Source organism: Acidobacteriota bacterium (genome assembly GCA_009691245.1).
In the GTDB taxonomy this organism is placed as follows: Bacteria; Acidobacteriota; Terriglobia; order 2-12-FULL-54-10; family 2-12-FULL-54-10; genus SHUM01.
In genome coordinates, this window is sequence record SHUM01000081.1 from 1 (window position 1) to 11,654 (window position 11,654).

Below are 11,654 nucleotides of genomic sequence, written 5' to 3' on the forward strand. Positions count from 1 at the left end.
TTGTCTTCCCGCTGGCCACCGCCACTTAAACCTGCCGCAACACCGTTACGATCTGCTCTGGTTTGTACCTCTGCATCGGCATATTCAAATACCTCCCTCATGAGATTCTCTCTCACTTCGGCTGGTATCGAAATCGCCGGGCAGGTCAGCAGCGCCGGATTGGGAAGTAGGTAATTGTAGGATGCCATCGAGTTTACCGTACCGCCTGACTTAGTATCTTTTTATTTCTTACTACTCACTGTTTCTCTCTCCGTACCATTCTCACAAACCGAGTATCGGCTAGATGATCTCGTTAATCAACAAAACTACTTGGTGAGTTTGCGCAAGTTTGTCTTTGTTGTCTGAGTGGATTTTCCTGTCTTTGTGGTCAGGTTTGGCAAAACCGTGAAAGTGTGCACTTTGGTCAGAACCGCATATTCTGCAAATCTGTCATCCGGCAAAAACGCTGAGTGATGAAGGAATTTCGAAGCCTCCTGTAATCTCAAGAGGTCCCCAGAGTCACCAACGAGGAACACCCCAGTACCAAAAACTTTCCATCCCGCTTCCGGACTAGATGGATAATTGGGAAGGGCAAGTCGCTACCTTGAGAGGCCCAGTGAGCGGAGACAGCGAAAGTCGAAAGGGTTACGTGCAGAGAAACGGAATAGCGGCGAGGTCTGTGGGTGCTCCTGGTCGCTGTCGCTTGCCACGCCGATTTGCCAGCGGAGTCTTGCGCGCCTTCACGGCTGCGGTTGCCCTCAGCGTCTTGCTCTATGCGGCGAGTAGCGCAAATGCTCAGCAGGTGGCGGGGCAGTATATCGTGCGGTTGCGCACGGAGCCGGTGATCCGGCATCTGCTGCGATCCACGCGCGTTGCTGGATTGTCTTCGGATTCACCGCTGGCCCAGTCGGCAGGGCGGGTGAATCTATCTTCTGGCGAAGCGACCACGCATCGTGCGCTGCTACGGGGTGAGCAGGACTCATTGCGAGCGAGGATAGCGAGCCTGCCCGGCGCCACCGTAATCGGCCAGACCGACCTGGTGCTCAACTCTCTCGCCGTCAACATCCGCGCCGAGGATATTGATACGCTCCGTCGCATGCCCGAGGTCGCGGAGGTCTACCCTTCCGTGCTCTATCACAAGACCATGGATGCCGCGCTGGAGTTGGTTCGCGCCAGCGAAGCGTGGAACTCTCGCGTGGGCGGTGAAGCGAATGCGGGCGCGGGCGTGAAGATTGGCATCCTCGATACGGGACTCGATATTAACCATCCCATGTTGCAGGATCCCGCCCTCGTCGCGCCGGCCGGCTTTCCGAAGTTCACGCAATCCTCCAATGGCATCTGCATTCCCAACGATCGCCAGTTCACCAACACGAAGGTGATCGTCGCGCGCAACTACGTCCACCAGTTGCCGGCCTTCGACCCCAACTGCGATGCGATGGATCGCGATGGTCACGGAACCTTTACGTCCACTGTTGCCGGCGGCCGGCGCGTGGCTGCTCCGCTGGCCAGCATTGCGGGAGTGGCGCCGAAGGCCTTCCTCGGAAACTACAAAGTGTTTGGCACGCCGGGCTTTAATGACTCGGCTTCATTGTCCACCATACTTTCGGCTTTGAATGATGCAGTGGCCGACGGCATGAACGTGATCAACCTCAGCCTGGGCGCGCAGCTTGGGCTTCCGCCTTCAGCCGATCCGCTGGCCATCGCCGTGAAGGCCGGGGTGGAGGCCGGAGTTGTGGTGGTGGTCGCCGCGGGCAATGATGGCCCAGGCTCCGGCACCATATCGAGTCCCGGAATTGCGCCGGAAGCCATCACGGTGGGAGCGTCAACCAATTCGCGCACGCTGGCCTTCCCATTGGAAATTCGTGCGTCCATTCCCGTGCCATCGGCGCTGCAGCTCATGAGCGCGACTCCGGGAAATGGGCCGGCCATCACCGCCGAGCTTGGACCGCTACCCATTCGCGATTCGGCTTCGTTGAATGGCAATGCCACGGCCTGCACCGCCATTGCGCCGGGATCGCTCACTGGCCAGATGGTCCTCATCGAGCGTGGCGGATGCAGCTTTCAGATTAAAATCATTAACGCCATCTCCGCCGGCGCGATCGCCGTGGTGCTATTCAACCAGCAAGCCAATCAGGCCGCGATCTCCTTCACCGTCGGCACCGCGACACAGATTCCTGCGGTGATGATCGGCAACCCCGAGGGGCTCGCGCTCCGGCAGTTTCTGTCGACGCCCGAGGCGCGGATCACCGCTCGTATCGGCGCGGCGCGCAGCGCACTGCCCACAGAGGCGAACCGCATCGCGGCATTTTCCGGCGTCGGGCCGAGTACGGATTTCGGCGTGAAGCCTGACCTCACCGCGCCAGGCTCGAACGTCTACAGCGGGACGCAGCGCAACTTCTCCGGCGGAGCGCAGTTCGACGCCAGCGGCTTCGGCATCTCGCAAGGAACCAGCGTGTCCTCGCCGATGGTGGCCGGGGCGGCGGCCATTGTCCGGCAGATGTCGCCGCAATTCACGCCCGCTCAGGTGAAGTCGGCGCTGGTGCAGAACGCCGCGAAGATACTCACACCCATCTCTGACGGAGTCTCCGGCGTGATGGCGGGCGGCAATGGTCTACTCGATCTGGCGGCCGCCGTGACCACGCCCGCCGTGGTGGTCCCGAGCAGCATCACGCTGGATGCCTCCGCGTCCGGCGCGCAACTCAGCCGCGTCGTTGTTCTCACCATCACCAACACTGGTGGCACCGCCGACAGCTATCAACTCACCGCCACCAACGTGCCGGGCAGCCCCTTGGTGGACATAAGATTTTCGAGTCCCAGCCTGTCCATTGGCTCCGGAGCGAGCGTCGCGACCTCCATTTCATTCACCTTCGCGCAACCGCTGACCGGCATCGTGGAAGGCAGCATTGAATTGCGCAGCCAATCCAGCGGTCGTCTGCTAACCGTGCCTTATTGGGGCAGCTTCACGCGTCCGGTGGTCAACCTCACAGGCGTGGTGAACGCCGCGAGTTTCTCCTCCGGCTCCACGCGTCTCGCGCCGGGGAGCCTGATCTCCATCTTCGGGACACAGCTCTCCACCACCATCGCCACCGCGCAGTTTCTCCCGCTGCCCACTGCGCTCGGGGGCTTGCGTGTGCTGATTAACGATGTGGAAGCGCCGTTGCTGTTTGTCTCGCCCACCCAAATCAACGCGCTGGTCCCCTATGAGATCGCCAACGCCAGCCTGGGAATTTTGGAAGTCAGTTTACATGGACAAACCAGCGCCGCCGTGCCGTTCCAGATTGCGGCGGCGGCTCCCGGCATTTTCACCTTGAGTCAAACCGGGAGTGGCAGGGGCACGGTGCTGCATGGGCTGACCAACGCGCCTGTGACGGACGCGAATCCAGCGCGGCCCGGCGAAGTGCTGGCCGCGTACGTCAACGGACTGGGGACCACCACACCGGCGGCGATCAGCGGAGCGGCGGCCACCAGCACGCCGTTGCAGATCACCACGCGGCAGCCCGCCGCCAGCATCGGCGGCATCAACGCGCTGGTCACATTCTCCGGACTCGCGCCCGGTTTTGCCGGCCTGTACCAGGTGAACGTGCAGGTGCCGCAGTCCACGATTACCGGCGACCAACCTCTCGTGATCACCAGCGCGGGAATCGCCAGTAACCCGGTCACTGTTCCCGTGCGTCAATAGATACACTCGCAATGGCCTGGGGCCGGGTGGACATACTCGGCTGAGTCGGCGTCGCGGCTGTGCTATGATTTGACGAGTTAGCCGCACGAATTGCAGACAGGTATTCACCAATGAGTTTTCCCACTTCACGACCGCGCCGCCTCCGCCGCAATGAACTGCTGCGCGGCCTGGTGCGCGAAACGCGGCTCTCGGCCAGCCAGTTCATCTATCCGCTTTTTGTGTGCCCCGGCTCCGGTGTCAAGCGCGAGATATCATCCATGCCGGGCAACTTCCATTTCTCCGTGGACCGCATCGGCGAAGAGTGTCGCGAAGTGGCGGCGCTCGGTATTCCCGCGGTCCTGTTGTTTGGATTGCCGGATACCAAAGACGAGCACGGCAGCGGAGCGTACGGAGACAACTCCATCGTCGCGCAGGCGGTGCGCGCGATTCGCAAGGTGGTGGGCGACAAACTGCTGATCGCCTGCGATGTCTGCTTGTGTGAATACACCAGTCATGGACACTGTGGCCTGCTCAGTGGGCAGGAAGTGGACAACGACGCAACGCTCGATCTGCTGGCTCAAGCGTCCGTAAGTTATGCTCGCGCTGGCGCGGACATCGTTGCGCCATCGGACATGATGGACGGTCGCGTGCGCGCCATCCGTCAGGCGCTGGATGCCGCCGCGCTCGAGCAAACGGCCATCCTGGCGTATTCGGCGAAGTATGCGTCGGTCTTCTACGGGCCGTTCCGCGAGGCTGCGGATTCCGCGCCGCAGTTCGGCGACCGGCGCGGGTATCAGATGGACCCGGCAAATCAGCGCGAGGCGTTGCGCGAGATGCGCCTCGACGTGGAAGAAGGCGCCGACATGATTATGGTCAAGCCGGCCATGCCCTATCTGGATGTGATCACGCTGGCCCGGCGTGAGTTCGATCTCCCGCTCGCTGCCTATCAAGTGAGTGGCGAGTACAGCATGATTGTCGCCGCCGCCGAGCGTGGGTGGCTGGATCGCGAGCGGGCCATGATGGAGTCACTCACTTGTATTCAACGAGCTGGAGCCGACATCATACTCACTTACTTCGCCAAAGACGCCGCCAGGTTACTGGGCGGGCGGTGATGTCATGCTGGCTTAGGTTCCCTCGACAAGGGCAATGTCAGTCAGACTGGCGGGCTCATGAAAATTAACATTCACTCACCCTATCGCAATTCCAAGGCCCATCGTGAATCGCGCCGGAATCGCGCCCACCGTTTGGCGATTCGCGGTGCGTGCATGATCGCCTTGCTATGGGCGGTCCTTATGCCCATTGCCTCCGCGCAGCGGACCAGCAGCGCGGCACCGGCGGGTGCGCTGGCCAAGCAGGTTGAAAAACTCCTGGATCATCCCGATGTGCGGGAAGCGCACTGGGGGGTCTCGGTGATTTCCATGAAGCGCAATGCCCCGCTTGTCAGCCTGAATCAGAACAAACTATTCATCCCGGCGTCGACCGCCAAGCTCTTCCCCGCCGCCGCAGCCCTATCGCTACTTGGTTCTGACTATAGATACAAAACATCGATCCATATTTATGGCACGAGTAAGTCAATTGAGAAAGGAGATACTAGCACTCAATCGAAAAGTAGAATTCGCAGTGAGTTGGCCAGCGAGTATGTTGGCGACCTAATCCTGACAGGACGGGGCGACCCTAATCTTTCCGGGCGGGTACTTCCATTCAATAGGGAGACAGCGCGTGATCCCGCCCCAACGCGCATTTTTCGCGAGTTGGCCCTGGCGGTGGCCGCGCGGGGCATCCGCACCGTTACGGGTGATCTGATTGCGGATGACCGCTACTTCGTGCATGAGCCCTACGGGTACGGTTGGGAGTACGACGATTTGATGTGGCTCACCGCCGCGCCTGTTTCCGCATTGGCGATCAACGACAATGTCATCTACGTGTCCATTTCCCCGGATGCTCCCGGCGCGCCCGCAATGGTGCAGGTGCAACCGATGCCGGGCTACTATGAAATTGACAATAAGGTATTGACTGTTGGTCGAACGGAGCCGACCCCCGGCGGCGGTGTGCGTCGCACGCGGAGAAGCCTCGGGCTTGGACGTGAGCCCGGCTCGATGCGCCTGCAAATGTGGGGAGAAATTCCAGTGGGCGCAGCGGAAAGTTCTTACGCCGTTTCCATCGAGGACCCTCCCCGCTTCACCGCGGAATATCTGCGGCAAGAGTTGGCCAAGGCGGGCGTCGAGATCAAGGGCCGTGTGCTGGTTCGCCGCCAGGAAGTTTCTGAAGTGGAGAACATTGCTGGAGCGCCCATTCAGGCGCCCGGCTCAGCAGCGGAACGGACACCCGCAAAGAAGTCAGGAGATGGACAAGCAGCGCCATTGATTTTGGCCGAGCACGAATCCGGGCCTCTGGCGGAGAGTTTGCGCGTGATGCTGAAGGTCAGCCAGAATCTTCATGCCGAGATGCTGCTGCGCACGCTGGGACGCGAACGCCGCGGCATGGGTTCCGCGGAAGCGGGCATCGCGGCTATCGACGATTTTCTTGCCGGCAATGGTATTGCCACGGACGGCCTCGCTCTGCGCGATGGCAGCGGGCTGTCGCGGCAGAACATGGTCTCTCCCGCGGCGATGACGGCGCTGTTGAAGCATATGTACCAGTCCGAACAGGGCGCGGCATGGACGGCATTGCTCCCCGAGGCGGGCGTGGACGGCACGCTGCGCAACCGTCTGCGCGGCCGCTACACCACGGCGCGCGTGTGGGCCAAAACCGGGAGCCTGCAAGGCGTGGCCACGCTGGCCGGATACGTGGCCAATCAGAGCAACGATTTGCTGGCGTTCACCATCTTCGCCAACCACTATAATGAAGATGAGGGCAGCGTGATGACGGTCATTGACCAGATCGTCACCGCGCTGGCGCGCAGCCGCTAGACCCTTTTGATGAAAGCTGTGCCCCAATCAGAGCCCCGACCACCAAGGAAGGGGCACATTCAACGGCACTCGCAATCGGCAAGCGTGCCCCCTCCCTGGTGGTCGGGGCTGTGATACAGCATCAGGCATTCCATCCATGAGCGATTCGACCATCATCAGAAAAATTGAAAATCTGCGCGACGAGATTCGTCGCCACGAGTATCTATACCATGTGTTCGATGCGCCGGAGATTTCCGACGCCGAGTACGACGCGCTCTACAATCAGTTGAAACAACTCGAAGCGGAGCATCCTGAAACGATCACGCCCGACTCGCCGACGCAGCGCGTGGGCGGCGCGCCGCGCGAGGGTTTCGCGTCGGTGCGCCACAGCGTGCCGATGCAGTCGCTCGACAACTCTTACAGCGAAGCGGAGCTGCAAGACTTCGACCGTAAAGTGAAGGAAGGCGCGGGGCGCGAGGACATCGAGTATGTCGCCGAGTTGAAGCTCGACGGCATGAGCATGGCGGTGGTCTATGAAGCAGGTTCGCTGGTACGGGCTGTTACGCGCGGCGACGGAACCACTGGCGAAGAGGTTACCGCGAACGCTCGCACGATTCGTTCCCTGCCCCTGTCGGTGCCACGCAGCAAATTGAAACAGTTTTCCTTAAGTGTGGCGCTTGAAGTGCGCGGCGAAGTGCTGCTGGGCCGCAAGGCATTCGAGAAAATTAATGCCGAACGCGAGGCCGCGGGGCTCGCGCGCTTCGCCAATCCTCGCAACGCGGCCGCCGGGTCCATTCGCATGTTGGAGCCAAGCGTGGTAGCGGAACGGCACCTCGATTACTTCGCGTACCTGCTTCTCGTAGACGGAGGTGCGCCGCTGGCAACGCAGTGGAACGAGCTGGAAACGCTGTCGGCGTTGGGCTTCAAGGTCAATCCGCGCCGCAAACTTTGCAGTGGCATTGACGAAGCGATTCAGTTCATCGCCGAGTGGGACACGCAGCGCGCCGGGCTTGAATACGAAATCGACGGCATCGTCATCAAGGTGAATTCGATCGCGCTGCAACGCGAGCTGGGTTCCACCGCCCGTGCGCCGCGCTGGGCGACGGCGTACAAATTCCCCGCGCAACAGGCGACGACGCGCGTGAACAGTATCGAAGTGCAGGTGGGCCGCACCGGTTCGCTCACGCCGGTGGCGATTCTGGAGCCAGTGGCGCTGGGCGGCGTAACCGTGAAGCGCGCCACGCTGCACAACGAGGATGAAATTCGGCGGCTCGACCTGCGCATCGGCGACCGCGTGGTGATCGAGCGCGGCGGCGAAGTGATCCCCAAAGTACTGCGCGTGGATCTCGCGGCGCGCGAAGAACGCGAGCACGAACTGCGCGAATTTGTGATGCCGGATCGCTGCCCCGTCTGCAACGGGCGCGTCGTCCGCGAGGAAGGTGAAGCGGCGTGGCGATGCGTCAGCTCAAGCTGCCCGGCAAAATTGAAAGAGACCATCCTGCACTTCGCCGGTCGCAAGGCGATGAACATTGACGGGCTGGGCGAGTCGCTGGTGGATCAACTGGTGGGCGGTGGGCTGGTGAAGGATTTCGCGGACCTCTATCAGTTGACCGAAGAACAGTTGGTCGCGCTGGAACGCATGGGCAAAAAGTCGGCGGAGAATTTGCTCAAGGAAATTGTCGCGAGCCGCCAGCGCGGGCTGGACCGGCTGATCTTCGCCTTGGGCATTCGCTTCGTGGGCGAGCGCACGGCGGCTCTGCTGGCGGACCATTTCGGGACCCTGCCGAAATTGCAGGAGGCCGCGCAGGAAGAGTTGGAGGCGGTGTTCGAAGTGGGCCCCATCGTAGCCGCCAGCATTCGTCACTTCTTCGGCGAGGAGCGCAACCGCGAATTGATTCATCGGCTGGAGAAGATGGGACTCCACCCCGAGCAGATGATAAAGAGGAAGAGTGTTGGCGCGCTGGAGGGCAAGGCGTTCGTGGTGACCGGCACGCTCGAACGGCTCACACGCGACGAGGCCAAGCAGCGTATCGAGCAGGCGGGCGGGCGCGTTACCGGCTCAGTTAGCAAGAAAACGGATTACGTGGTGGCGGGCGCGGACCCTGGATCGAAGCTCGACAAAGCGCGCGAGCTGGACTTGACGATCATCAGTGAAGCTGAGTTGGAAGAACTGCTGAAAGAATAAACAGAGCCGCGACCGGAAAGGCGCGGCAACGTCCGGCGATCCCTACGCGATTGGCGGACCGCTCCCTTACGGTCGCGGCTCTGTGACTGCATCCAACGTGCGCTGCTGTGCTAAACTCTAGAGACGTTCGCGCCATTGTTCCTTTGGCATGCGACGAGCCGGTAGCTCAGTTGGCAGAGCATCTGACTTTTAATCAGAGGGTCGCGGGTTCGAGTCCCGCCCGGCTCACCATTATAAAATAAGCAGTTAAGTCATATTTTAGGGGGGATGGAAGTTGACGTATTCGCTTTAGGGTAACGCCATGGGTAACAATTCAAGGCTGCTAGAGGGTACAGCCTATGGAATGAAATTTTCCCATTAGGGCAGCCCTTGGCAATAGTCGTTTGCGCCCGTGCGACGTTGCAAAGCATAAAAATTGTCGGCTCCTGTCGCGCTTATTGAACACGATTTTGAACACAAATACGAATTAATCCCCAAAACTATCAGCCTCGCAACGAACGACTGGGATCGGCCAAGTTAGCCTCCTCCTGAACAATGGATGTAAACGCCGGAGAGAAACTAGACCAGGCAGTGCCGCGAGAGCGGCGGGCCCTGGCGGAGTAAAAGCAGACCGCCGGAGATGAGTTTCAGGAAACGGTGCCTGTGGGGCCGTTTCGTGAGATACCGGAGGGATGTATACAGTGGAGCTCTATGCACGGGTACGGCGAGCGGTAGGTGCTTCCGCAATCAATTGTTGCTGGATAGCCCATATCTTCTTCAAGTAAATACGCTTACTTTGAATTTTCGGCGCCGGAGACCTACTGCTCGCAATGTTTCCATTAAGGTTTATAAAATCAGATAGTTGCGGCGCTCTCACCAACACTAGATTGGTGAAGCACCGTGAAATTCGTACGTGTGATTGTGGACGGCTCAGCCTTCGGCAATCCCGGACGCGGGGGTTAGGCTTGCATCCTGCGGTTCGGTGCGCAGGAACGAATCCTGGTAGTGGGTCAGTTTACACTTCGAGCCATCGGGTTTCTAAACTCGAGGCGACTACACATTACTAATATCGAGGGAGCGGCGCGACCGCTACACGCGATTGTGCTGTGATTCGTTTCATTTCAATTTTGTAAAGTCGATGAGTCTCCAACCAAGGCTGATCCGGGGATGGCCAAAACTGACATCCCCAAGACTCCCGCGTGTATCCACTGGGGCGAATCATCTTTTTGAAGATGCTGCTTCCCCGATTGGAGCCGTCGGTAATGATGAGTCCTCTCTCGTCTGGAAAATGCGGTAGAATTCGGCCAAGCCATTGCTTGCCAAGAATGTACAGTCTGCTTCCGCCTTCCCCCGTCGAGTCTCTTCGGTAGAAGAGGACATCGATAAGCGGGAGCCTATCTATGTAGTCCCTGATGTCCCTTTTGATAAAGCGTACGTCGGGCAGACTGCTTGATGATTTTGGTTGCGTCCACCCATGAGGAAAATGGCGGTCACAGTAGATGATCTCTTCGACCAATCCGGCAAGTAAATGGCGCGGTTCATCAATGTCGTTTGCGCAACATGGATAGAATGCCCGTTTAGGCAATGCGTTTATTGATTGTGCTGCCATCCCAGGACACCTGGCCGGGAGCTTTGGGCTAAGATAGCGGAAGTAATTAGGCTAGTATTGATTGTGCTGCCATCCCAGGACTCTTGTTTCGGCTGTGCCAAATGATTGCTTAGGCCCATCACAAGAGCATGTATCTCTTGACTCGTTAAGTGAATCTTGAAGACGCGGGCGAAAGTACTTCCATTTTGGCTAAGGCCGAACTTTCCCATATCCTTTGTAATAACCGTTACGTCTTCTGGCATGTCGCCCTCATCTTTCCCCTTCTTAATATAAGCTCTTGCCTTCTCTGCGGTAGGGAAGCTCTTCGGTTCATTTTCCCTGGTGTCTGGAGAATTGACGAAGCAGTACTCGTGAATCTTCCCAGAGCCATCAGGAATCGTTGTGTATCCCGAGGATGGAAACGTTCTATTAAGGTCAGTGCAAGTGGGATGGCTTACTGCGTTGCGGATTCGCTTTAGTACAACTTCGGCAGTGAGCCGTTTAGTCCAGAACGTATCGTCTTTTATCATCCCTGGGTTAAGCCCCCATAGCTTCCTCGTCGCGAGATCGGCTGTCAAGTCGCAGGTGTGCCTTTCGTTCCTGGACATGGCTTTCAGGAGCTCAACGCAGTTTGTTAGAAGATTCTGCAATATACATAGATCGAGAGTTGAAGAGAAGTTCTTGTCTTCTGGCAGAGGAAGGCTGGAATACTGCCCGGCTATGATGCCCAGGCGATACGCCATGTCAGCCTGAATTTGGTTATTCGAGTCCCGATAGTATTCGCCCAAGTCTACTCCAAACCGAAGATGCTCCCTACAGGTTCAACGTTGGGCTTCGAGGACCATCCCATCTCGACGACGGTCCAAACGTCGTGGCCCACCAAGTCAAGTTTGAGTCGCCTCGGCATGCATTCATCGAGCGACAGTCGCATGCGCTTCAGACATCTCTATCGCCAGTTGGAGCGGCGCGACGGGCGAGCAGGCTATAAACCCTGCTCTGAATAGAAAAAGCAAGTGTATGCCTCCGATGCATGAGTAGCAATCCCCCAGTTGCATTCTTGGACCACGTGTGTTCGTCTTCAGCGCCTTTGGTGCTTCCTCCATCCAGTGTTGTTAGGCAGCCATAGAAATCAGTGGAATTTGCCTTTGTAGAAATTTGCGCTCCCCAATGATTGACCCGCCCGAGATTTTGTACCAATCCTTGTGAGAGAGTTTACATCACAACCTGAGGCCGAGAAACTGGGTTTTTGACAGGGCTATAGGCCCCCGGCGCCGGGGGCCTATAGCCGAGCGCCGAGTACGGCCTGCGGGTGTTGTACTGCTGCCGCCACTGTTCGATCACCACCTGAGCCTCCTTCAATGAATAGAAGATCTCTCC

6 protein-coding genes and 1 tRNA gene are annotated in these 11,654 nt (G+C 58.9%); 5 read left to right on the forward strand and 2 right to left on the reverse strand.

What is annotated here, in order from left to right:
* Nucleotides 1–553: 553 nt before the first annotated feature.
* The 5 genes from EXQ56_13995 (at nucleotide 554) to EXQ56_14015 (ending at nucleotide 8,941) form a co-directional block, all read left to right on the forward strand.
* Nucleotides 554–3,658 carry a hypothetical protein gene (locus EXQ56_13995; protein ID MSO21536.1) on the forward strand — a complete coding sequence of 1,035 codons (3,105 nt, stop codon included), beginning with the start codon at nucleotides 554–556 and terminating at the stop codon, nucleotides 3,656–3,658.
* 110 nt (nucleotides 3,659–3,768) lie between these two features.
* Nucleotides 3,769–4,749, forward strand: a complete 981-nt coding sequence (gene hemB, locus EXQ56_14000) for a porphobilinogen synthase (protein ID MSO21537.1) — start codon at nucleotides 3,769–3,771, stop codon at nucleotides 4,747–4,749.
* Between the two features lie 57 nt (nucleotides 4,750–4,806).
* On the forward strand, nucleotides 4,807–6,546 hold the full coding sequence (gene dacB, locus EXQ56_14005) for a D-alanyl-D-alanine carboxypeptidase/D-alanyl-D-alanine-endopeptidase (protein ID MSO21538.1): 1,740 nt from the start codon (nucleotides 4,807–4,809) through the stop codon (nucleotides 6,544–6,546).
* Nucleotides 6,547–6,682: 136 nt separating this feature from the next.
* Nucleotides 6,683–8,710: an NAD-dependent DNA ligase LigA gene (gene ligA / locus EXQ56_14010; GenBank protein ID MSO21539.1), complete on the forward strand. Its 2,028-nt coding sequence runs from the start codon at nucleotides 6,683–6,685 to the stop codon at nucleotides 8,708–8,710.
* Between the two features lie 155 nt (nucleotides 8,711–8,865).
* Nucleotides 8,866–8,941 (forward strand) — tRNA-Lys (locus EXQ56_14015).
* Between the two features lie 1,338 nt (nucleotides 8,942–10,279).
* Here EXQ56_14015 and EXQ56_14020 read toward each other — a convergent pair.
* Both EXQ56_14020 and EXQ56_14025 read right to left on the reverse strand, forming a co-directional pair.
* Entirely contained in the window at nucleotides 10,280–11,065 is a 786-nt protein-coding gene (locus tag EXQ56_14020) for a hypothetical protein (protein MSO21540.1), read from the reverse strand.
* Between the two features lie 424 nt (nucleotides 11,066–11,489).
* A partial coding sequence (locus tag EXQ56_14025) for an IS3 family transposase (protein ID MSO21541.1) occupies nucleotides 11,490–11,654 on the reverse strand: 165 nt, incomplete at its 5' end.

Coding starts and splice junctions, on each gene's coding strand:
- EXQ56_13995 (MSO21536.1), top strand. CDS start 554: ATGGATAATTGGGAAGGGCAAGTCGCTACCTTGAGAGGCCCAGTGAGC.
- hemB (MSO21537.1), top strand. CDS start 3,769: ATGAGTTTTCCCACTTCACGACCGCGCCGCCTCCGCCGCAATGAACTG.
- dacB (MSO21538.1), top strand. CDS start 4,807: ATGAAAATTAACATTCACTCACCCTATCGCAATTCCAAGGCCCATCGT.
- ligA (MSO21539.1), top strand. CDS start 6,683: ATGAGCGATTCGACCATCATCAGAAAAATTGAAAATCTGCGCGACGAG.